Origin of the sequence: Saccharopolyspora taberi (genome assembly GCF_039534165.1) — a bacterium.
Taxonomy (GTDB): Bacteria; Actinomycetota; Actinomycetes; order Mycobacteriales; family Pseudonocardiaceae; genus Saccharopolyspora_D; species Saccharopolyspora_D taberi.
The window spans coordinates 1-22,180 of the sequence record NZ_BAAAUX010000017.1 but is presented as its reverse complement, the minus strand read 5'-3'; the positions used below and the strand labels follow the sequence as shown (position 1 = coordinate 22,180).

The window sequence follows — 22,180 nt, the reverse complement described above, 5'->3', positions numbered from 1 at the left end:
CCCGGGCACAGCCGCCGCCTACCGGCGGCGCTGCCCGCCGTTGTCGAAGCCCGCGCGCCGCAGCGCGTCCGCGAGGGCGCCCTGCGGCGCCTCGCGGCGCTGCTGCCCTCCGCTTCGCTGCGGGCGCTTGCCGCCTCCGGCGCCTCCGCCCCCGCGGCGTCCGCCTCCGCCGTTCCCGCCGCCTTGGCCGCGCTCCGCGCGTCCGCCGCCGCTGGTGTCGTCGTCGAGGCGCAGGGTGAGCGAGATGCGCTTGCGCGGGATGTCGACGTCGAGGACCTTCACCCGGACCACGTCGCCGGATTTGACGATCTCGCGCGGGTCGCTGACGAAGTTCTTCGACATGGCCGAGACGTGCACCAGGCCGTCCTGGTGGACCCCGACGTCGACGAACGCGCCGAAGGCGGCGACGTTGGTGACCACGCCCTCCAGCTGCATCCCCGGTTCCAGGTCGCCGATCTTCTCCACGCCTTCGGCGAAGGTCGCCGTCTTGAACGTGGGCCGTGGGTCGCGGCCCGGCTTCTCCAGCTCGGTGAGGATGTCGGTGACAGTCGGCAGGCCGAAGGTGTCGTCGACGAACTTGTCCGGGCGCAGCGACCTGAGCACCTTGCCGTTGCCGATCAGGTTGCGGATGTCGCCGTCGGTGGTCTCCAGGATGCGCCGCACCACCGGGTACGCCTCGGGGTGCACCGCCGAGGAGTCGAGCGGGTCGTCACCGCCGGGGATGCGCAGGAAGCCCGCGCACTGCTCGAACGCCTTCGGGCCGAGGCGGGCGACGTCCTTGAGCGACTTGCGGGTGCGGAACGGTCCGTTCGCGTCGCGGTGCAGCACGATGTTGTCCGCCAGGCCCTCGCCGATGCCCGACACGCGGGTCAGCAGCGGGGCCGACGCGGTGTTGACGTCCACGCCGACCGCGTTCACGCAGTCCTCGACCACCGCGTCCAGCGACCGCGACAGCTTGGTCTCGGACACGTCGTGCTGGTACTGGCCGACCCCGATGGACTTCGGGTCGATCTTGACCAGCTCGGCCAGCGGGTCCTGCAGCCGCCGGGCGATCGACACCGCGCCGCGCAGCGACACGTCCAGGTCCGGCAGCTCGCGGGAGGCGTACGGGGAGGCCGAGTAGACCGACGCACCCGCCTCCGACACCGAGATCTTGGTGAGCTTGAGGTCCGGGTGCTTGCCGATCAGCTCCCCGGCCAGTTTGTCGGTCTCCCGCGACGCGGTGCCGTTGCCGATCGCGACCAGCTCCACGCCGTGCGTGCGGGCCAGCTTCTCCAGGGTGGCGATGGCCTGGTCCCAGCGCTGCTGCGGCTGGTGCGGGTAGATCGTGTCGGTGGCGACCAGCTTTCCGGTTCCGTCGACCACGGCGACCTTCACCCCGGTGCGGTAGCCCGGGTCCAGGCCCATCGTCGGGCGCATCCCGGCGGGCGCGGCCAGCAGCAGGTCGCGGAGGTTGGCCGCGAACACCCGCACCGCCTCGTCCTCGGCGGCTTGCCGCAGCCGCAGCCGCAGGTCGATGCCGAGGTGGGTCAGCACGCGGGTGCGCCAGGCCCAGCGCACCACGTCCGACAGCCAGCGGTCGGCGGGCCTGCCCTGGTCGGAGATGTCGAAGCGCTGCGCGATGCTGCGCTCGTAGTCGGTCGGGCCCTCCGGCTGCTCGGTGCCGTCGTCCGGCTCCAGCGACAGCTCCAGCGCCTCCTCCTTCTCCCCGCGGAACATCGCGAGGACCCGGTGCGAGGGCAGCTTGGTGAACGCCTCGGAGAACTCGAAGTAGTCGGAGAACTTCGCGCCCTCGTCCTGCTTGCCGTCCCGGACGCGGGAGACCAGCCTGCCCCGGGTCCACATCCGCTCGCGCAGCTCGCCGATGAGGTCGGCGTCCTCGGAGAACCGCTCCACCAGGATCGCCCGCGCGCCCTCCAGCGCGGCCGTGGCGTCGGCGACGCCCTTGTCGGCGTCGACGTAGCCCGCGGCGGTCTCCTTCGGGTCGTGCGAGGGGGCCGAGAGCAGCAGGTCGGCCAGCGGCTGGAGCCCGGCCTCGATGGCGATCTGGGCCTTGGTGCGCCGCTTGGGCTTGAACGGCAGGTAGATGTCCTCCAGCCGGGCCTTGGAGTCGGCGGCCATGATGCTGGCTTCCAGCGCGTCGTCGAGCTTGCCCTGCGAGCGGATCGACTCCAGCACCGTGGTGCGGCGCTCCTCCAGCTCGCGCAGGTAGCGCAGGCGGTCCTCCAGGGTGCGCAGCTGGGCGTCGTCGAGCGCGCCGGTCGCCTCCTTGCGGTAGCGGGCGATGAACGGCACGGTCGCGCCGCCGTCGAGCAGGTCGACGGCGGCCTGCACCTGCCGCTCCCGGACGCCGAGCTCGTCGGCGATCTTCTGATGCACAGTCACTGTCTGATCCGCCTTTGAGGTCGTTCCGGGACGCGCGGGCGAGAGCCGCCCCGGAACCTGTTGCCGGTTGAGGATCTTCGTCGCCGAGATCCGCGTGCATTCTGCCGGAAGCACCTGGACGGCCCGTCCGCCACACGTGTCGGCGTGTCGGGCACACCGGCCCGCCCGCGGCCGTGCCGGGGTGGCCGCGGTCACTCCCCGTGTTCGTCGCTCGCTGTGACCGATTCGTGTGACCTAGGCCAAACGACCAGGCAATTTTCACGGTTGGTGACTGAATGGTGGTGGTCCGTTAGCACGATAGGGTCAATCTAGGTACCTGGCTACGTACAAACCGCGATGCCCTTGCACTCTCCGTGCTGGAGTGTGGGGACTCGTGAAACCCGAATCCCCCGACGAACCACGAACCCCCGAAAACACCCCCGACGAAACGCCGAGCCGCTGGCGCTCGGCAGCGCTGCGCGCCGACCAGACCGCGCGTTCGGCAGTGGACCAGGTGCGACCGGTGGCACACCGCATCGGTGAGTCGGCTGCCGCGCAGCGCGTCCGCGAGTGGCTGGCCCCGCTGCTGCGGCGCGTCCAGCAGTGGATCGCCGAGCGGCGCCTCTGGGAGAGGGTGGCGCCGCAGGTGACCGCGATCCGGGAGAAGCTGGGTCTGTCCGAGCGCACCCCGGCCGAGCCGGGCGCGGTGTCCCCGCGCCTTCGGTCGATGCAGTTCGGCGCCGCGCTGGCCGCGGTCGGCGTGCTCGCCCTGCTGGTCGGCGCGACCGGCGCCCCGTCCGAGAGCGAGCGCGTGGAGGAGGCCGCGCAGACCGCGGCCATGCCTCCCGCGGCCCAGCCGTCCGCCGGTCAGCCGCAGGCCGCCGCGCAGCCGCGCGACGGCGAGGGCGACGAGCCCGCTCCGGCTCCGGCCCCCGCCCCGGCGCCGGTTCCCGAGCCCGAGGTCCCGTGGGGCCCGCCGGTGGAGGGCATCGACGTGTCCAACCACAACGGCTCCATCGACTGGAAGCAGGTCGCGGCCGACGGCAAGCAGTTCACCTTCGTGCTGGCCACCGACGGCACCAGCTTCACCAACCCCCGCTACAGCGAGCAGTACCACGGCGCCAAGGACGCCGGGCTGATCGCCGGTGCCTACCACTTCGCGCGGCCCGACAAGTCCGCCGAGGCGCAGGCCGACCGCCTGCTGGCCACCGCCGACTACCAGCCCGACGGCAAGAGCCTGCCCCCGGTGCTGGACCTGGAGGTCGACCCGAAGAAGGGCGGCTGCTACGGGCTGTCGGTGCCGGAGATGCACCAGTGGACCGACACCTTCAACCGCAAGATCAAGGACGCCACCGGCAAGGACCCGATCATCTACGCCAACCCGTCCTTCTGGAACGAGTGCATGGGTGGCACCGACTCCTACGGCGACCACCCGCTGTGGCTGGCCTCCTACGGCGTCGACAACCCGAAGGTCCCCGCCGGTTTCGACGACTGGGACTTCTGGCAGTACACCGACAAGGGCAAGGTCGGCGGGATCGGCAAGCCCACCGACCTGAACCAGTTCCAGGGCGGTCTCGAGCGGCTGAAGAAGCTCGCCTCGAACTGACCCGCACCAGCCGAACGGACCGTCCGCGACCAGCGGGCGGTCCGTTTCGCACGCCGAAAGACGGGACCAACGGCCCCTGTCGTCCGCGGCTCGCCGGGTCCATCCTCGGCAGACCCCCTCCGTGCCAAGTACCCGAGGAGCGATCTTGGGCGCGTACCAGTCCTTCCACGAGTCCGGCCTGCTGCCGGTGCTCACCGCGCTGGAGTCCGCGCGCGTGCTGCGGAACCGGATCGACCTGCTGGACCTCACCGACACCGACGACGTCACCAGCCTCCGGCAGGAGAGCGCGATGCTGCGGCACTGGCTTGAGGTCGGCTACGACGACGCCGAGTACCGGGCCCTGCTGGACGGTCTCTGGAGCTTCGCCGACCACGTCGACCGGCTGCTGTCGGAAGCCGCGTGAGGCTCCGGCGGCGTCACCGCCCGCATCCGGTCTCACCTCTCGATGGGGTGAGAGGGTGCGAACGGGTGGCTTGGGCTACCCGCAAGTAGGGATTTCCTCTACTGTGCTGGCACGCGTTGTCGAGCCGGGCGTTTTGCCTGGTCCGCTCCTCGGAGGGACTCGATGGAAGCCAGCACGCAGACTCCGTCCGCGGTCGGAACCCGCCCATCCTCGGTGGGCCGGATGCTGTTCGACCGCGTTTCCCAGACCCCGGAGCGGGAAGCGCTGCGCTATCCCGCCGGTGCCGGCTGGGAATCGCTGACCTGGGCCGAAGTGGGCGAGCGGGTCACCGAGCTCGCCGCCGGACTGCTCGCCCTGGGCGTCGAGCCCGAGGAGCGGGTCGCCATCGCCGCGGGCACCCGGCACGAGTGGGCGATCGCCGACCTGGCCGTGATGTGCGCGGGCGCGGCGACCACCACGATCTACCCGAGCACGCTGTCGGCCGAGGTCGCCTACATCCTGTCCGACTCGGGCAGCAGGGTGGTGTTCGCCGAGGACGACGAGCAGATCGCCAAGCTGCGCGAGCACCGCGACGAGCTCGGCGAGATCCGCAAGGTGATCACCTTCGACGGCACCCCGGACGGCGACTGGGTCATCCCGCTCGCCGAGCTCGAACAGCTCGGCGCGCAGCTGCTGGCCGACCGGCCCGACGTGGTGCGCCAGCGCACCGAGGCCACCACCGGCGACTCGCTGGCCACCGTCATCTACACCTCCGGCACCACCGGACCGCCCAAGGGCGTGCGGCTGCGGCACTCGGCGTGGACCTACGAGGGTGCGGCGGTCGCCGAGCAGCGGGTGCTGTCCCTCGACGACGTGCAGTACTTCTGGCTGCCGATGGCGCACGCGTTCGGCAAGGTCCTGATGTGCGCGCAGCTGGCGGTCGGCTTCCCGACCGCGATCGACGGCCGCATCGACCGGCTGGTGGACAACCTCGCGGTGGTCCGGCCGACGTTCATGGGCGCGGCGCCGCGCATCTTCGAGAAGGTCCACGGCCGCATCGTGACGATGGCGGCGAGCGAGGGCGGGCTGAAGAAGAAGCTCTTCGACTGGGCTTTCGCGGTCGGACTCCAGGTCTCCCGCACCCGCCGCGCCGGAGGGCGGGTACCGCCGCGGCTGGCGGTGTCGCACCGGATCGCCGACGCGCTGGTGTTCGCCAAGATCCGCGCCCGCTTCGGCGGCCGGGTCCGGTTCTTCCTGTCCGGTTCCGCGCCGCTGGACCCGGAGATCGCGGAGTGGTTCCACGCGGCGGGCGTGCTGGTCCTGGAGGGCTACGGGCTCACCGAGACCTCGGCGGGCAGCGCGGTGAACCGGCCGGACGCCTACAAGTTCGGCACGGTCGGGCTGCCGTTCCCCGGCACCGAGTTCAGCGTCGCCGAGGACGGCGAGATCCTGGTGCGGGGGCCCGGGGTGATGTCGGGCTACCACCACCGCGACGACGAGACCGTGAACGCGCTCGACGCCGACGGCTGGCTGCACACCGGCGACATCGGCGAGATCGACCAGGACGGGTTCATCCGCATCACCGACCGGAAGAAGGACCTGTTCAAGACCTCCGGCGGCAAGTACGTCGCGCCCTCGGCGGTGGAGGGGCGGTTCAAGGCGCTGTGCCCGTACGCGAGCCAGTTCCTGGTGCACGGGCCGGGCCGCAACTACTGCACCGCGCTGGTGACCCTCGACGAGGACGCGATCGGCGGGTGGGCCAGGGACAACGGGCTGGCCGGGCGCCCGTACGCCGAGATCGTGACGTCGGAGGCGGCGCGCGCGATGGTGCAGGGCTACGTCGACGAGCTCAACGCCGGGCTCAACCGCTGGGAGACGATCAAGAACTTCGTGGTGCTGCCGCGCGATCTGTCGATCGAGGCCGGCGAGCTGACGCCGAGCTTGAAGGTGAAGCGGCGGGTGGTGGAGCAGAACAACCAGGCCACCCTGGACGCGATGTACCAGGGCTAGTTCGCGGGTGGCGGAGCCCCAGGGCGGTCAGCTCCGCCACTCGTGGTCGAGCACGGACCAGATCTCGACGTCGTGGCGGTGGCCGCGGAACAGGAAGTTCTCGCGCAGCACGCCGTCGCGGCGCATGCCCAGACGCTGGGCGACGGCGCTGCTGCGGGTGTTGTCCCGGGCGTTGCGCCACTCCACGCGGCGCATGCCGCGCACCCGGACCGCCCAGTCGATCATGTGGCGGACCGCGGTGGTGATCAGCCCCCGGCCCTGCGCCTCCGGTGACAGCCACACGCCGATCTCGCAGCTCCCGGACTGCGGGTCGAAGACCCGGAACACCGTGCCGCCCGCCAGCTCGCCGTCGAGCCAGATCCCGTAGATCCGGCCGTCGTCGGCGGCCTGCCGGTCGGCGTAGCGCTGGAGGAAGGCGCGAGCCGAGCCTTCGTCGGTGACCAGGTCCGCCCACGGCAGCCACTCCCGCAGGTGCGCGCGGTGGCGGTCGGTGTAGGCGGCGAACTCCGCCGCCTGCCAGGGTTCCAGCGGTCGCAGCTCGGCACCGTCGGCGAGGGGGCAGGCCAGCATCGCACGCTCCGTTCGTGACTTGAATTCGCGTTTGCCGGGTCAGCCTAGGCAGTGGCGGCCGGTTCCGGCATGCCTTTTGTCCCTGGCGGGCCCTGGGTCGCTGATGTCGCCTGGAGGTCTCGGCGGAGGAGGTTTGCCATGTCCACGCTCATGGAACAGGACGTCAGCGGGCTTCGGGAGCGGCTGTCCGGACAGCTGATCACCGCGGCGGACCCGGAGTACGACACCGCGAGAGAGGTGTGGAACGGCTCGGTGGACCGCAGACCGCTGCTGATCGCGCGCTGCGCCGGGCCGGGGGACGTGGCGCTGGCGCTCGGCTTCGCGCGGGAGACCGGGCTGGAGATCGCCGTGCGCGGCGGCGGGCACAACTTCGGCGGTGCCGCCGTGTGCGACGACGGGCTGGTCGTCGACCTCACCGCGATGCGCGGCATCTCGGTGGACGAGCAGCACCGCCGGGTCCGCTGCGGCGGCGGAACCACGATGGCCGACCTCGACGCGGCCACCTGCGCGCAGGGCCTGGCGGTCCCCGCGGGCACCATCAGCCACACCGGCATCGGCGGCCTGGCGCTGGGCGGCGGTTTCGGCTGGCTGACCCACGAGCACGGGCTCAGCTGCGACAACCTGATCTCGGCCGAGGTGGTCACCGTCGGCGGTGACGTGCTGCGCGCGTCGCGGGACGAGCACGCCGACCTGTTCTGGGCGCTGCGCGGCGGTGGCGGGAACTTCGGCGTGGTCACCGAGTTCGAGTTCCGCGCGCACCCGATGCCGCCGCTGGTGCGGATGGGGCTGTTCTTCTGGGGTCTCGACGACGGCGTGGCGGCGCTGCGGGTGGCCAGGGAGGTCACCGAGGACCTGCCCGCCGGGATGGGCGCGATGATCGCCGGGCTCAACGCCCCGCCCGCGGAGTTCGTCCCGCCGCAGCACCGGCTGGTCCCCGGGTACGCGCTGATCGTCGCCGGTTTCGGGCCGGAGCGCGAGCACGAGGCCCTGCTGCGGGCGGTCCGCGCGGAGCTGCCACCGCTGTTCGAGTTCGTCACCCCGATGCCGTTCCCGGACCTGCAGCGGATGCTCGACGACGCCGCGCCGTGGGGCATCCTCGCCTACGAGAAGGCGGTTTACCTGGAGCGGCTGTCGGACGAGGTGATCGAGGTGATCACCGGCCGGATGCCGGAGAAGCGGTCGGCGATGTCGTTCCTGCCGATCTTCCCGGTGGGCGGTGCGTTCCGGGCCGTCGACGAGGACGCGACGGCGTTCGGCGGCAGCCGCCGGACCGGGGTCATCTTCAACGCCGCCGCGCTGGCGCCCGATCCGGACCTCGTGGCTGAGGACAGGACGTGGTCGCGCACGATGTGCGACGCCCTGGCCCCGCACGCGATCAACCAGGGAACCTACGTCAACTTCATGAACGACTACGACGACTCCGACCGGGTGCGCAACGCCTTCGGCCCGGACAAGTACCGCAGGCTGGCCGGGATCAAGGCGGAGTACGACCCGGAAAACCTGTTGCACCGCAACCCGAACATCAAGCCGGCCGGGTTCTGAGCATCGAATCCTCTTGCCCTCGGCCGGAAATCCTCCGCCGATCGGATGGCGTGATCACGTCAGCACCCGCCGCACCCGTCCGGCGCAGCCAGAATGTGCCGGATGTGGGGAAAGCACGACGACCTGATCGTCCACGAGCACGAACCGTTCAACGCCGAACCCGCGCCGCACGCGCTCGCGCGCGCCGCGGTGACCGGGGTCGGCCACTTCTACGTGCGCAACCACGGCATCGTGCCGGAGTCCGATCCGGCGCGGTGGCGCCTCGCGGTGGACGGGCTGGTGGGGCGCGAGCTGCGGTTGTCCCTGGCGGAGCTGCGCGAGTTCGACCACCACGAGGTGGTCGCCAGCCTGCAGTGCGCGGGGAACCGGCGGTCGAGCCTGTCGAAGCTGCAGGACATACCCGGCCACCAGTGGGGCCCCGGAGCGACGTCGGCCGCTCGGTGGAAGGGAGTCCGGCTCGCCGACGTGCTCGCTCGTGCCGGGGTCGCGGCGACCGCCGCCCACGTGGAGTTCGAGGCGCCCGACATCGCCGAGGAAGCCAGCCCGCCGCAGCGGTTCGGCGGCTCGATCCCGTTGTCCAAGGCCAGGTCCGGAGAAGTTCTGCTGGCGTGGGAGATGAACGGCGCCCCGCTGCCTCCGGTGCACGGCGCGCCGGTGCGGGTGGTCGTGCCCGGCTACATCGGGGCGCGCAGCGTGAAGTGGGTCGACCGGATCACCGTGCGGTCGCGGCCGTCGGCCAACTTCTTCCAGGCGGTGGCCTACCGGCTGCTGCCCGCGGAGCCGGTCGCGGGGGAGGACGGCATCGAGCTGGGGCCGATCGCGGTCAACTCCGCGATCCTCACCCCGGCCGCGGGGGAGACCGTGCCCGCGGGCGCCACGGCGGTCAGCGGCTACGCGCTGGCCGGTGACGGCAGGGGAGTCGCGCGGGTGGAGGTCTCGGTCGACGGCGGTTCCCGCTGGCAGCGGGCCGAACTCGACGAGCAGCCCAGCCCGTGGACGTGGCGCCGCTGGCGGGCGGTGGTGCAGCTGCCGCCGGGCGAGGCCGAGATCGTCAGCCGCGCCTGGGACACGGCCGCGGCGGTGCAGCCCGAACGGGAAGCCGACCTGTGGAATCCCAAGGGCTACTTCAACCACGCCTGGTACCGCACGCGGGTCACGTGCGTGGACCGTGCGTAGATCGTGCGCGCCCGCTCGCAGAGTGGTCTCACCAGCCAGAAGGAGGCAGACCATGAGCGAGAACAAGGCACCGGTGACCGTGATCGGCCTCGGCCCGATGGGACAGGCCGTCGTCACCACCCTGCTGGAGCACGGGCACCCGGTGACGGTGTGGAACCGGACCGCGAGCCGCGCCGACGGAGTCGTGGACAGGGGCGCGGTCCGGGCCGGGACGGCGGCCGAGGCGGTGGCCGCGTCCCGGCTGGTGCTGCTGAGCCTGACCGACTACCAGGCGATGTACGACATCCTCGGCGGCATCACCGACAGCCTCGCGGGCAAGGTGATCGTCAACCTCAGCTCGGACAGCCCGGAGCGGACCCGCGAAGCGGCCCGGTGGGCGTCCGACCACGGGGCGGCGTTCATCACCGGCGGGATCATGGTTCCGGAGAGCATGGTCGGCGGGGAAGGCGCCTACGTCTACTACAGCGGCCCGCGCGAGGTCTTCGACGCGCACGAGCCGACGCTGGCGCTGCTCGGCAGGCCCGACTACGTCGGCACCGACGCGGGCCTGGCGCAGCTGTACTACCAGGCGCAGCTGGACGTCTTCCTCACGTCGCTGTCGGCCTTCCTGCACGCGACGGCGCTGCTGGCATCGGCAGGAGTGCCGGCGACGGAGTACGCGCCGTGGGCGAAGGAAACCTTCGGCCTCGTCGCGTACTTCCTTCCGGAGGCGGCGAAGGCGGTGCAGGACGGCGAGCACCCGGGAGACCAGGCCAACGTGACCATGATGGGCGCGACGGCGGACCACATCGTCGAAGCGTCGAAGGCGGCGGGAATCGACCTGGAACTGCCGAAGGCTGTCAAGTCGCACTATGACCGGGCCATCGCGGCAGGGCACGGCAAGGACAGCTGGACCAGTCTTTATGAGGTTATTAAGGGGTGAACTCGCTCTGCTTGGCGGTGCGGGTGGCGGAACCTCAGGCGTCCCTCGGCTGCGGGATCTTTTTCCGACGTATGTCCAATACGACGGAAAAAGCTGTCCTCGCCGAGGAACGCCTGAGAACCCGCGGCGGTGCCGGTTGGTCGGGTGGGCTAAGCGGCTTTGCCGCTTAAAGGCTCAAAGCCCGCTGGCCTCCGCGATGGTTTGTTGGCCGCCGTGGCCGAACTCCGCCTCGAAAGCCGGACCGCCGAGCGCTGCGCGCGCGGCCTCGGTGATCCGGTCAACGTCGCCGGACTCCGCCTTCGGCAGCGGAGTCCCCACGGACTCCCGCGCCTTCGCCGCCGCCCCCAGCAGCCGGGCGGCGCGGACGTGGTCGCCGGACAGCGCGTGCGCCCCGGCGAGACCTTCGCCCGCCAGCGCGAGCGCGCGGGGGTCGCCGCTGCGCCGTGCGAGGGCGAATCCCTCGGCATGCCAACGCAACGCGCCCGCGGCGTCGCCGCGCAGCTCGGCGACGAAACCGAGCTCGGCCAGGATGAGCGCGCAGCTGGGGTGGAAACCGGATTCCCGGTACCAGGCCAGCACTTTCCGCAGGTGCGTCTCGGCCCGGTCGAGCCTGCCCCGCCTGCGTTCGCCCAGCGCGAGCCCGGTTTCGGCGTAGAGCTCCCCGGACCGGAAGCCCTGTTCGGCGGCTAGCCGCACGGCCCGCTCGTGGTAGTCCTGCGCCTGTTCGAAGTCGCCGGAGAGCAGGGCGACCCGGCCGAGCCAGGTCAGCTGGTAGGCGACCTCGGGCAGCAACCCCAGCTCCTCGGCCTTGCGCAGGCCCTCGCGGTGCAGCCGGGCCGCCTGCTCGTGGTCGCCGCCGGTCTCGGCCAGCGACCCGAGGGCGAACGACGCCTGCAACTGTCCCCAGCGGTCGCCGAGTTCGGCGAACAGCTCGGCGCTGAGCCGCGCTTCCCGCCGGGCGGCGGCGAAATCGCCCTTGCTCATCGCCTGGCTCGCGCGGTCGCTGTGCGCCGCCGCGATGCCCCACCGGTCGTCGAGCGCCCGGAACTCGCGCAGCGCGCGCTCGGTGAACACCTCGCCGTCGGCGAGATCGCCGATGGTGGACTTGACGTAGCCGAGGAACCACCGCACCCGCGCTCGCAGCGCCGGATCGGCGATGTCGTCGGCCCGCGCGAAAGCGTCCTCGTCAACCGGATCCCCGGCCAGCACCCCCAGCGCCGCCCTCCATGCGGCCACGTCGGGCTCGTCCGAGCGCAACGCCTGACGCGCTTCGCCGAACCTCCCGCGCAGGAACCAGTACCAGAGCAGCGCGCGCACCAGCCGATCCGCTTGTCCGCCAAGGGTTTCCAGGGCGCTGCGCAGGTTCGCGGCGTCGGCGTCCAGGCGTTCGAGCCAGCGCCGCTGCTCCGGCCCGCGCAGCCGCGGATCGGCGCGTTCGGCCAGCTCCAGGTAGAAGCGCGCGTGGCGGTCCCGCAGCCGTTGCAGTTCCCCTTCGGCCGCGAGCTGTTCCAGGCAGTAGGCGGTGACCGATTCGAGCAGGCGGTAGCGCGGGCCCGGGCGGCACACCACCAGCGAGCGGTCGACCAGCCGGTCCAGCAGGTCGGCGACCTCCTCGGGCCGCACGCCCTCGCCCGAGCACACCGCCTCGGCGGCGTCGAGCCGGCAGCCCTCGGCGTGCACGGCCAGGCGCCGCAGCACGGTCCGCTCCGCCTCGGTCAGCAGGCCCCAGCTCCAGTCGATCACCGCGCGCAGGGTCCGCTGCCGGGCCGGGGCGTCGCGATGTCCCTTGACCAGCAGGCGGAACCGGTCGTCGAGTCGTTCCAGCACCTCGTGCACGCCGAGCGCGCGCACCCTGGTGGCGGCCAGCTCCAGCGCCAGCGGGATGCCGTCCAGCCCGCGGCAGAGTGCGGCCACCGCCCGCGCGTTGCCCGCGTCGAGGACGAAGTCCGAGGTGGCCGCGGCGCGGGCGGTGAACAGCCGCACCGCGGCGAAGTCGCGGACGGCGGCGAGCACCTGCTCGTCGGAGCGGTCGGCGGGTGGTACCTCCGGGACGTCGAGCGGGGCGACCGCCCACAGCACCTCACCGGCCAGGCCCAGCGGTTCCCGGCTCGTGGCCAGCACGCGCAGCCCCGGCGCGGCGCGAAGCAGCCGGGCGACCAGCTCGGCCAGCGGCTCGACCAGCTGCTCGCAGTTGTCCAGGACGAGCAGGATCTCCTTGCCGCGCAGCACTTCCACGAGCCGGTCGGCGAGCCCGGCGGGCGGCGGGCCCGCGGGCGCGGCCTCCTCCCGGACTCCGAGCGCGGTCGCCACGGCCGCGGCCACCCAGCCGTCGCGGACCCCCGCGAACTCGACCAGCCACACCCCGTCGGCGAAGTCGTCCACCAGGCCCCGCGCGCACTCCTCGGCCAGCCGGGTCTTGCCGACGCCGCCCGGCCCGGTCAGCGTGACCAGCCGCGCCGCGCCCAGCCGCGACCGGATCGCGGCCACCGCGCCGGTGCGCCCGACCAGTTCGGTGACCGGTGCGGGCAGGTTCGTCCGGGCCGGAGCCGCCGGGCGCGGCAGCTCGTGCCGCAGGATCGCCTGGTGCAGGCCGGACAGTTCCGGTCCGGGGCCGATTCCGAGGTCGTCGGCCAGCCGGGTCCGCAGCTCGGTGAAGTCGGCGAGCGCTTCGCCCTGCCGCCCGGCCTGGTACAGCGCGCGCATCCGCAGGCCGCGCGACCGCTCCCGCAGCGGATGGCGGGCGATCAGCTCGCCGAGTTCGCCGATGACCGCGTCGTGCTCGCCCAGCTCCAGCCGGGCTTCGGCGAGTTCTTCAGCGGCGGCAAGGCGTTCCTCGTCCAACCGTTGCACCGACGCCGCCGCGAACGGTTCGTCGGCGAAGTCGGCGAACGCCGGACCCCGCCACAGCGCGAGGGCTTCGGTGAGCAGCCGCGCCTTCTCCCCCGGGGTACCGGCGAGCCGGGCGGCGCCGGCCAGCTCCCGGAACTGCCGGACGTCCACGGACTCGGCCGCGAGCCGATAGCCCGGGGCCTGGTGCACGACCAGCTTCCGAGCGCCCGGCTCGGCCCGGTCCAGCGCGCGGCGCAGCTGCGACACCTTGGTCTGGAGGGTGTTGGCGGGGTCGCCGGGGAGATCGTCGCCCCACAGCTCGTCGGCGATCCGGTCGACCGGCACCGGCCTGCCCTCCGCAGCGAGCAGGACGGCCAGCAGCGCCCGGACCTTCGCCTCCGGGACCTGGACCGGATCACCGCCGGAAGTCCACACCGCAAGCGGGCCCAGCACACCGAATCGCACGAGGTCACAGTAGTGCGCGGGCCTGACGGTCAGCGCACGAGCAGGTCCACGCCCAAGGCGAAGATCACGGCCCCCGACACCACCGCCGTCCACAGCCGGCCGCGCGCTCCGGTCAGCACGCGGCCGAGCACCGAACCGCCGGTCGCGACCAGCAGCTGCCAGCTCGCGGAAGCGGCGGTGGCGGCGACGACGAACACGGCCTGCTCGGCGCCGGTCCCGGTCCGGGGGCCGCCCGCGACCAACGCGGCGAAGTAGACGATGGTCGCGGGGTTGAGCGCGGTGAGGCCGACCAGCGTCGCGTACGCACGCAGCGGACCGGTCCGCTCGTCGCCCGTTTCGATCTGCTTGCGGTGCTGGGTGATCGCTGTCCGGACCGTGCGCGCCGCGAGCCCGATCAGCACCAAGCCCGCGATGACCGGCAGCACTCCGGAGGCCGCGCGGATCGGGCCCGCGATCGCGTTTCCGCCGAGCACGGCGAGCAACGCGTAGAGCCCGTCCACGGTCGCCACGCCCAGCGCTGCGGAAACCCCGACGAGCCACGACGTCCGTGCGGTGAGCGCGACCAGGTGGACGGCGACCGCGCCCACGGGCAGGGCGATCCCGTATCCGGCGAGTAAGCCGGAGAGGAACGCCGAGGTCATGGGCGGATTGTCGGCGTCGGCCAGCCTGTGCGGCAACGCGATTTCCGGCCGCGACCGGCATCTGAGTAGTCCTACAGATGCGTGGTCCCGGCCTGGTGGAAAACACTTGGGCCTCATGTCGGATCCCGGTTCGTTACCGCAGGTCGCCGGAGAGCTGGTGGCCATCGGACGCAGGCTGGCCGAGCTGGGCGAGCAGCTCAACGCCCACTCCGCGCAGGCGTTCCAGCCCGTCCCGCCCCAGGCCACGACTGCTCAGCCCGCGACTGCGCAGCCCGCGACTGGGCAGGCCGCGGCTGGGCATCCCGTGACTGGGCAGGCCGCGGCTGGGCATCCCGCGACTGGGCAGGCCGCGACAGCTCAGCCAGCGACTGGGCATCCCGCGACAGCCCAGACCACGGCTGCTCAGCCAGCAGTGGAACAGCCGCATCTCCAGGCGCCGGAACAGCACCTCCAGCAGCCTGCGCCGGAACAACCGCATCCCCAGCCGCCGCCGGAACAGCCGCCCGCGCCGATGCCGCATCCCCAGCAGATGCCGCCGCCGTTCCAGCCGTATCCGCAGCAGTTCGCGCCACCTCCCGCGCCGCCGCGCCGGACCGGACCGACCGTGACGACGAGCCAGGTCCTCGCGGTCGCGGGTGGCGCGGTGACGCTGCTGGGCGTGGTCTTCCTGCTGGTGCTCGCCGCCCAGCAGGGCTGGCTGACCCCGCGACTGCGCGTCGGCGGTGGTGCGCTGCTGGGCGCCGCGCTGATCGGCGTGGCGATGTGGGTGCACCGCAGGCCGACCGGCAAGGTGGGCGCTTATGCCGTCGCCGCAACGGGATTCGCCGCGCTGCACCTGACGGTCGTGGCCGCCACGGCGCTGTACGCGTACCTGCCGAAGCTCGCCGGGCTCGGCCTTGGACTGCTCGTGGCGGGCGCCGGTCTCGCGCTCGCGGACCGATGGCGCGCGCAGGGGCCGGCGATCGGCGTGGTCGTCGGCTGCGCCGCGTGCGCGCCGCTGATCACCGGGCAGCCGGACGCGTTGCTGGTCGGTTTCCTGCTGGTGCTGCAGGTCGCCGCCGCTCCGGTGCAGCTCCGGCACGGCTGGCGCGGACTCGCGCTGGCGGCGGGGATTCCGTGCGTGCTGGCCGCGCTGGTGGCCGACGTCTGGGCGCTGACGTTCCCGGCCGACGGCGGGACCACGGCGGTCGCGGTGCTCGTGGTGTCGCTGCTCGGGGTGGTGGCCGCCGTGGTCACCGCCGGGTTCGGCCGGGTCGACCAGGTCACCGCGATCGGCCTGCTCGTCGCCGCGCCCGCGCCCGCGCTGCTGGCGGCTCCGCTGGTCGAGCGGACCAACGCGGGCCTGATCGCCGCGGCCGTGGCCGTGGTGCTGGCCGCGGTCTGGGTGGTCGGCCGCTACGTCCTGCGGGAGCGCCTGACCCGCGCGTTCGTCGCCGCAGCCGGGGGAGCCGCGGCGGTCGCGGCGGTGCAGGCGACGATGATCTTCATCGACCCGTCGGCGTGGGCGACCGCGCTGCTGTGCGAGGCGCTGCTGCTGACGCTCGGCGCGTTCTCCTTGCGCAGCGGCGGAGTTCTGGTCGGCGCGCTGGCGTTCGGGGCGTTCGGGTCCGTCATCGCGCTGTTCCACGAGGTTCCGGTGCTGGCGCTGCTGGACGTGGCCGAGCCAAGGGGAATCGTCGGTGTCCTGGTGGGCCTGATGATCGCGGCGGTCGCGCTGCTCGTCCCGCTCACCGCAGTCCGCCTGGAAGTGCTCAGCCGCGACTCGACCGGGCTGTGGGTCCTGCCCGGGATCGTGCTGCTCTACGGCACCGCCGGCGCGACGATGGCCCTGGTGCAGCTGTTCCGCGACGACCGGACCGGCTTCCTCACCGCGCACATCCTGATCACCCTGAGCTGGGTGGTCGCGGCGATCGCGTTGCTGCTGCGCGGAATCCGCCGCACCCACCTGCGGGTGGCGGGCATGGTGCTGATGTCGGTGTCGCTGGCGAAGCTGTTCCTGTTCGATCTGGCCACATTGGACGGATTCGCGCGGGTGGCGGCGTTCCTGTGCGCGGGGCTGGTGCTGCTCGCGGCGGGCGTGCGGTACGCACGTCTGGTGTCGGCGCAGGGGTAGCCTGCCGGAAATGGATCTCTGGTCACCATACGACGTCATGGGATCGGAATTCGAGCGGCACGCGTCGGACAGCCCCTACAACGCGCACTACGACCGTCCCGCCGTACTGGAAGTCCTCCGGGATGTCCGGGGCAAGCGGGTGCTCGACGCGGCCTGCGGTCCGGGGCTCTACGCGGAGGAACTGCTCGGCCGCGGCGCGGAAGTCGTCGGTTTCGATGCGAGTCCGGCGATGGTCGAGCTCGCCAGGAAGCGGGTGGGCGACCGCGCGCGGATCGACCAGGCCCGGCTCGGGGAGGAACTTCCCTGGCCTGCCGAGGAATTCGACCTGGTGCTGTGCGCGATGGCCATCCACCACGCCGACGACAGGCGTGCCGCTTTCGCCGAATTCCACCGGGTTCTGCGGACAGGTGGATCGCTCGTGCTCTCCACGCAGCACCCGACGATGGACTGGGTGCGCAAGGGCGGCTCGTACTTCGATGTCGTCCTGGAAACCGACACCTGGGGAGTCGGCGGCGGGACGACGGTCCGGTACTGGCGCGAGCCGCTGTCCAGCCTGTGCGCGGCGGCAACGGATTCCGGGTTCCTCATCGAACGGCTCGTCGAGCCCAGGCCGGCCGAAAGCATGCGCGAGCGGTACCCGGAGTACTTCGAGCGGCTGAACCACCAGCCCGATTTCCTCGTGCTGCGCCTGCGGAAAGCCTAGGCGCTCAGCGCGTCGGCGAGCACCGACCGCACGGCGCGGACGGCGGGGGACAGCCACCGACTTCGTGAGCGCACCAACCACAAGTGCTGCTGGCTGATCTTCGGCGGGCGCAGCTCGACGAGCCGTCCGTCGGCCAGTTCCGGCTCGACCGTGGCCGTCGGTAGCAGGGCAACGCCGAGCCCGGCTTCCGCGCAGCGCTTGACCGTCTCGACGCTGCCGAACCTGGGTGGGTCGGTGGGGAGCAGCCCGGCGAGTTCGTCGCTGTAGCCGCACCCTTCTTCCATCAGCAGGACCCCGGTGCTGGCCAGTTCCCCCACGGTGACCCGCCGCTTGGCCGGAAGCCCGGTCGTCGGCGCGGCGATGAGCGACATGCGCTGCGGGCCGAGGTCGGTCACGTCCAGGTCCTCGCCGGAGGCGGACGGTTCGAAGATCAACGCCAGGTCGGCACCGCGATCCGCGAGCGCGTTCAGCGCCGCGCGGGTCGCGGCGGGCCGCAGCGACAGCCGGACGTCGGGAAACCGCTCGGCGACCGCGGCGAACACCGGCGGCAGCCGGTACGCGCACACCGACTCCGGCGCGGCCAGGCGGACCGCGCCCGCCGGAGCACGGTCGGCGTCGGCCAGCTCGGCGAACATACGGTCCTCCAGGTCGACGATCCGGCGGGCGTGCTCGGCCAGCCGCTCGCCGGCGGCGGTGGTCACGACACCGGAGGCGGACCGGTCCAGCAGCCGGGCTCCCACCTGGCGTTCCAGCGACTGGACGTGCGCGGTGACCGTGGACTGCACGTAGGCGAGCTCGGCCGCGGCAGCCGTGATCCCACCGGTGCGGACGACGGCCAGGAAGCTGCGGAGAAGGCGGGTATCCATCGAGAAGTCCGATCGCGTACATCGAAAGTCATCGTTGGACATGATGCTACTGCGCGACGCAGGCTGAGAGCTATGAACAACGACGTGCTCCGATACAGCGCCTTCGACCGCGACGGCGAGGGCGGCAACCCAGCCGGGGTCGTGCTCGACGCGACCGGCGCCACCGAGCAGTGGATGCAGCGCACCGCGGCCGAGGTCGGCTACTCCGAGACCGCGTTCCTGGTCGCCGAGCTGGGACCGCGCCGGTACCGGATCCGCTACTTCAGCCCGCTCGCCGAGGTCGCGTTCTGCGGCCACGCCACGATCGCCACGGCGGTGGCGCTGGCCGACCGCGACGGCGTGGGCGAGTTCGTGCTCACCACCCCGGCGGGCGAGGTCGCCGTCGACACGCGGGTGGAGGAAGGCCGGGTCAACGCGACCCTGACCAGCGTCGCCCCGTCGGTCCGCGAAGCCGAGTCGGCGGACCTGGAAACCGCCCTGGCCGCGCTCAGCTGGGACACCGCCGACCTGGACCCGTCGCTGCCACCGCGCATCGCCAACGCGGGCAACGACCACCTGGTCCTCGCCGCCGCGACCCGCGAACGCCTCGCCGACCTCGACTACGACCAGGCAGCCCTCGGCGCGCTCATGGCCGACCAGCACTGGACCACCGTGCACTTGGTCTGGCGAGGTGAGGACGGCCAGTACCACGCCCGCGACCCGTTCCCGCCGGGCGGCGTCTTCGAGGACCCGGCCACGGGCGCGGCGGCTGCCGCGTTCGGCGCTTACCTGCGGGAGCTGGGGCTCGTCGCGCCGCCGGGGCGGGTCACCATCCACCAGGGCGAGGACATGGGACGCCCGAGCCGGCTGGTGGTCGACATCCCGCCCGGCGCCGCGGGGATCCGCGTCAGCGGGACCGCTACGGCGATTGGGGAGTAGCGGGGGCGAGGTGGAGCGCTTCCCGCAGGGCGCGCGTGGCTGGCTCGTCCCAGGAGGTTCGGACGGCGTCGATGGTCACTCCGGGGTGCTGCCCGCGGTGACCGGTCACGGTCACCGTCGCCCGGTACACACCGGCCAGATCCTGCGTATGCGCCTCGTTCGTAGGCGTCCCGGAACAGGCTCGCGACCTTCTCCCGCTGTTCGCCGAGGACCGGCTGGGAAGCGGGGAGCTTGGGAATCCGGCGGTGGACGGACAATCGCATGGCACCTCGATGACGTCACGGGGCCGGACCGCACCGCCGGGGAACGGTGCGGCCCGGCCAGGCGACCCGGCGCGGGGAACGGGGAGGACGCGGGTCGCCGCTTTCGGGGGTTAAGGCCGGAGAGGGCGCGCATGGGCAGTCGCGCGAAGCCACCGTTTGGCGTGCGCCGTGACATCGGCTTCGGTGGCCCAGTCGCTCGCGGCGCGGACTGTGTCCACCAGACGCTCGTTGCTGTGGCTGGCACCGATGTCACCGGCGTGCACGGTGAAGTACCCCGCACCCCGACCCCAGCGGAACGTGTAGACCTCGGCGGGCGAGACGTCTTCGACATGCCAGGCCATCGGCAGATGCCTGCGGTCGCTTGTCTCTCGGCTCATAAGGCGACTGTGTCCCGCGGCGGCGAAAGCGGAAACGGAGAAGACCAGGAAAGCCAGGGGAGATCAGGGGGAGAGTTGACTTTGCCCTACGCGGCAACCTCGCTACATTGCGGGTGATCGCAGAGAGGACCGACCGTGCCCGAATGCAACGAGCAGTTGCGAGCAGCCCGCGAGCGCCTCGACTCCCCATCTTCCTCTGGGCACCCCCTGACTCGGCAGGAGCTCGCGGAGTTGGTCAATCGCGAGGTTTACGCAACCACCGGGAGGGTCACCGCCGCCGCGAACCATGTGGGCAATTGGGAACGCGGCGTGATCCGGTGGCCGGCTGCGTCTGTCGGAGCATTGACCGAGTGGTCGCGGCCCGCCATCGAGTCGGCCACCGATCTTCTCGCGGCTATGGCGGGTCCTACTCAGCACTACCGGAGAATGGAGTCGTACATCTCCTCCCAGTCGCTCCGGCCAGCTGTCGAGGCGCATCTTCGCTTGGCTGCGAACGAAGTCGAGGGCAGGTCTTCCGGTGCTGGAGCGTTCGCCCTCCTCAGCGAGACCGCCGGGCTCGCCGCGTGGCTCGCTGCCGAAACCGGGGACGGACTCGCCGCGCGTCGCCGGTACACCGACAGCATTCACTTCGCCAAGAAGGCGAATCACCCGCTCCTGGTTTCCTACATGACAGCGAGCCTCGGCCACTACGCGGTTGAATCCGGAGACGCCCGTAGCGGAATCGGTCTGGTCCAGAAGGCAAGTGCCCATCTCGACCGCCGTGCCCCGAACAGCGCACGCGCATGGCTCGCCTCCCTGGAAGCCGTGGCTTACTCGCATCTGCGGGACCGGGGGTCGACCATTGCTGCGCTTCGAAGGGCCGAAAAGCTGGCTTCGCAGAGCGGCGACGAGCCGCAATGGCCATGGGTGTTTCCGTTCACCACTGCCAAGGTCGCGCGCTACCAATCGACCGCTCTGGCCGCACTCGGGGATCGAACAGCTTCCGAAACGGCGTTCTCGGCCGCGGCTGCTGCCCTGACCAGTCCGAAGACCCGCGCTTTGGCGCAACTGGACCAAGCGCTTTCCCCGCTATACGGCAAGGAAAACCATTGATTCGACTTGCGATCTCAGGGCACCGCGGGTTGCCGCTGCGGACGGAGCAGCTCATCGATGAAGCCCTTCGCGCCGAGGTCGCTCGGGTAGCGCCGGAAGACCTCGTGGGCTTGAGTTGCCTCGCTGATGGAGCGGACGCTCTGTTCGCGAGTGCGGTGCTTGACCACGGCGGCCGTCTGATCGCGATCGTGCCGGCGGCGGAGTACCGCGACGGGCTCCCTGAGGGGCACCACACCACCTACGACTTCCTGCTCGGACAGGCAGCTGATGTCATCCGGCTCGACCACGTCGAGTCGGACTCCGAAGCGCACATGGACGCCAGCGTGCGGATGCTCACCGAAGCCGATCGCCTCGTCGCCGTCTGGGATGGCCAGCCCGCCCGCGGCTACGGCGGAACCGCCGACGTCGTCGTGGCGGCCCGGCAACGCGGGTTGCCGGTCTCGGTGGTCTGGCCGGATGGCGCACGACGCGATTAGAAGTGCTCGGTACGGTGACGTGGTGCCCGTCGCCGAGTTCCACCGCGTCCCGGCCGAGGACGCGGGCAGCCTCGCTGACGAGCTGGGCGAGGTCTTCCGGGAAGCGTTCGCCGAGCCGCCCTACGAGTACGGCGACGAGCACGTTCGCCTCTTCAAGGACCGGTTCGCCGTCCAGCACCGGCGTGCGGGGGCGAGCCTGGTCATCGCACGTGCTCAGGATGGGCGCATGGCTGGGTTCAGCTTCGGTCTGACCATGCCACCCGGTGCTCCGTGGTGGACCGATCTCACCACCGAGGTCGAATCCGGCGTCACCGACGAACCGCCGGGGCGGACCTTCGTTCTGATCGAGCTGCTGGTTCGCGCCGAGTGGCGGCGTGCCGGAGTTGCGTCGGCCCTGCACGACCTCGTGCTCGCGGATCGTCCGGAACAGCGCGCGACCCTTACCGTCCAGCCGGCTGCGGCCCCCGCACAGCAGGCGTACGCGAGCTGGGGGTGGCGCAAGGTCGCGCAGAAGCGCAACCCGTTGCCGGGTTCGCCCGTGTTCGACGTCCTCATCAAGGACCTCCACGCCTGATTCGGGTCCGGCTCGGGCTGGTGGCCCGGCGACGTGGGCTGCCGGTCTGGCCGGATGGAGCACGACGTGATTAGAGGACGTACGTCACCGCGCTGACCACCGACGATGGCCACCGTCGGGCTGCCGGGTGCGGGGTGGGGGTGTTCCTGCTGGATCCCGGTAGACACAATGGCGGGCCATGAGCAACCAACCGCCCCAGGGGCCGCCGCCCCGGCGCGGCCCCGGCCCGGCTTCGCCGGGTCCGGCCCGGCCGGGCCCCGGCCCGCACCAGCAGGCTCCGCCCCCGGGCCC

Annotated in this window: 18 protein-coding genes; 12 read left to right on the top strand and 6 right to left on the bottom strand. The window is 72.0% G+C overall.

The window, feature by feature from the left end; genetic code table 11:
• Positions 1–18: 18 nt before the first annotated feature.
• Positions 19–2,385, bottom strand: coding sequence for a Tex family protein (locus ABD691_RS21325; RefSeq protein ID WP_344682394.1), 2,367 nt, complete (start codon positions 2,383–2,385; stop codon positions 19–21).
• A gap of 373 nt (positions 2,386–2,758) precedes the next feature.
• On the opposite strand from ABD691_RS21325, the gene ABD691_RS21320 reads away from it, so the two are divergent.
• The 3 genes from ABD691_RS21320 (at position 2,759) to ABD691_RS21310 (ending at position 6,362) form a co-directional block, all read left to right on the top strand.
• A complete protein-coding gene (locus ABD691_RS21320; protein ID WP_344682392.1) occupies positions 2,759–3,970 on the top strand; it encodes a lysozyme in 1,212 nt (403 codons plus the stop codon).
• 145 nt (positions 3,971–4,115) lie between these two features.
• A complete protein-coding gene (locus ABD691_RS21315; RefSeq protein ID WP_344682390.1) occupies positions 4,116–4,373 on the top strand; it encodes a hypothetical protein in 258 nt (85 codons plus the stop codon).
• Positions 4,374–4,595: 222 nt separating this feature from the next.
• Complete coding sequence (locus tag ABD691_RS21310; RefSeq protein WP_344682388.1) at positions 4,596–6,362, top strand: AMP-dependent synthetase/ligase; 1,767 nt, start codon at positions 4,596–4,598, stop codon at positions 6,360–6,362.
• Between the two features lie 27 nt (positions 6,363–6,389).
• Here ABD691_RS21310 and ABD691_RS21305 read toward each other — a convergent pair whose 3' ends face one another.
• Complete coding sequence (locus ABD691_RS21305; RefSeq protein WP_344682386.1) at positions 6,390–6,932, bottom strand: GNAT family N-acetyltransferase; 543 nt, start codon at positions 6,930–6,932, stop codon at positions 6,390–6,392.
• A gap of 138 nt (positions 6,933–7,070) precedes the next feature.
• On the opposite strand from ABD691_RS21305, the gene ABD691_RS21300 reads away from it, so the two are divergent.
• From ABD691_RS21300 to ABD691_RS21290, 3 genes are all read left to right on the top strand, one after another.
• Positions 7,071–8,474 (top strand): FAD-binding oxidoreductase, encoded by a 1,404-nt coding sequence (locus ABD691_RS21300; protein WP_344682384.1) that lies wholly within the window; start codon positions 7,071–7,073, stop codon positions 8,472–8,474.
• Positions 8,475–8,576: 102 nt separating this feature from the next.
• On the top strand, positions 8,577–9,650 hold the full coding sequence (locus tag ABD691_RS21295) for a sulfite oxidase (protein ID WP_344682383.1): 1,074 nt from the start codon (positions 8,577–8,579) through the stop codon (positions 9,648–9,650).
• A 52-nt stretch (positions 9,651–9,702) separates the two neighbouring features.
• Positions 9,703–10,572 carry an NAD(P)-dependent oxidoreductase gene (locus ABD691_RS21290; protein ID WP_344682382.1) on the top strand — a complete coding sequence of 290 codons (870 nt, stop codon included), beginning with the start codon at positions 9,703–9,705 and terminating at the stop codon, positions 10,570–10,572.
• Positions 10,573–10,746: 174 nt separating this feature from the next.
• Here the strand turns inward: ABD691_RS21290 and ABD691_RS21285 are convergent, their stop codons facing one another.
• From ABD691_RS21285 to ABD691_RS21275, 3 genes are all read right to left on the bottom strand, one after another.
• Positions 10,747–13,866 carry an AfsR/SARP family transcriptional regulator gene (locus ABD691_RS21285; RefSeq protein ID WP_344682381.1) on the bottom strand — a complete coding sequence of 1,040 codons (3,120 nt, stop codon included), beginning with the start codon at positions 13,864–13,866 and terminating at the stop codon, positions 10,747–10,749.
• 29 nt (positions 13,867–13,895) lie between these two features.
• Positions 13,896–14,507 carry a LysE family transporter gene (locus ABD691_RS21280; RefSeq protein WP_344682379.1) on the bottom strand — a complete coding sequence of 204 codons (612 nt, stop codon included), beginning with the start codon at positions 14,505–14,507 and terminating at the stop codon, positions 13,896–13,898.
• A 133-nt stretch (positions 14,508–14,640) separates the two neighbouring features.
• Entirely contained in the window at positions 14,641–15,027 is a 387-nt protein-coding gene (locus ABD691_RS21275) for a hypothetical protein (RefSeq protein ID WP_344682377.1), read from the bottom strand.
• Here ABD691_RS21275 and ABD691_RS21270 point away from each other — a divergent pair.
• Both ABD691_RS21270 and ABD691_RS21265 read left to right on the top strand, forming a co-directional pair.
• Positions 15,019–16,620, top strand: a complete 1,602-nt coding sequence (locus tag ABD691_RS21270) for a DUF2339 domain-containing protein (protein WP_344682375.1) — start codon at positions 15,019–15,021, stop codon at positions 16,618–16,620. The genes ABD691_RS21275 and ABD691_RS21270 overlap by 9 nt on opposite strands.
• 37 nt (positions 16,621–16,657) lie before the next feature.
• Complete coding sequence (locus ABD691_RS21265) at positions 16,658–17,323, top strand: class I SAM-dependent methyltransferase (RefSeq protein ID WP_344682373.1); 666 nt, start codon at positions 16,658–16,660, stop codon at positions 17,321–17,323.
• Here the strand turns inward: ABD691_RS21265 and ABD691_RS21260 are convergent.
• Positions 17,320–18,189 (bottom strand): LysR family transcriptional regulator, encoded by an 870-nt coding sequence (locus ABD691_RS21260; protein WP_344682371.1) that lies wholly within the window; start codon positions 18,187–18,189, stop codon positions 17,320–17,322. The two genes, ABD691_RS21265 and ABD691_RS21260, sit on opposite strands and share 4 nt — an antisense overlap.
• Before the next feature lie 72 nt (positions 18,190–18,261).
• On the opposite strand from ABD691_RS21260, the gene ABD691_RS21255 reads away from it, so the two are divergent.
• From ABD691_RS21255 to ABD691_RS21240, 4 genes are all read left to right on the top strand, one after another.
• A complete protein-coding gene (locus ABD691_RS21255) occupies positions 18,262–19,107 on the top strand; it encodes a PhzF family phenazine biosynthesis protein (protein WP_344682369.1) in 846 nt (281 codons plus the stop codon).
• 871 nt (positions 19,108–19,978) lie between these two features.
• The gene (locus ABD691_RS21250; protein ID WP_344682367.1) at positions 19,979–20,839 is read left to right on the top strand and encodes an NsdA family TPR-like regulatory protein; all 861 of its coding nucleotides are present in this window, start codon (positions 19,979–19,981) and stop codon (positions 20,837–20,839) included.
• Positions 20,836–21,315 carry a hypothetical protein gene (locus ABD691_RS21245; RefSeq protein WP_344682365.1) on the top strand — a complete coding sequence of 160 codons (480 nt, stop codon included), beginning with the start codon at positions 20,836–20,838 and terminating at the stop codon, positions 21,313–21,315. The genes ABD691_RS21250 and ABD691_RS21245 overlap by 4 nt, the downstream gene beginning before the upstream one ends.
• 22 nt (positions 21,316–21,337) lie before the next feature.
• Positions 21,338–21,889, top strand: coding sequence for a GNAT family N-acetyltransferase (locus ABD691_RS21240; RefSeq protein WP_344682364.1), 552 nt, complete (start codon positions 21,338–21,340; stop codon positions 21,887–21,889).
• Positions 21,890–22,180: the final 291 nt, after the last annotated feature.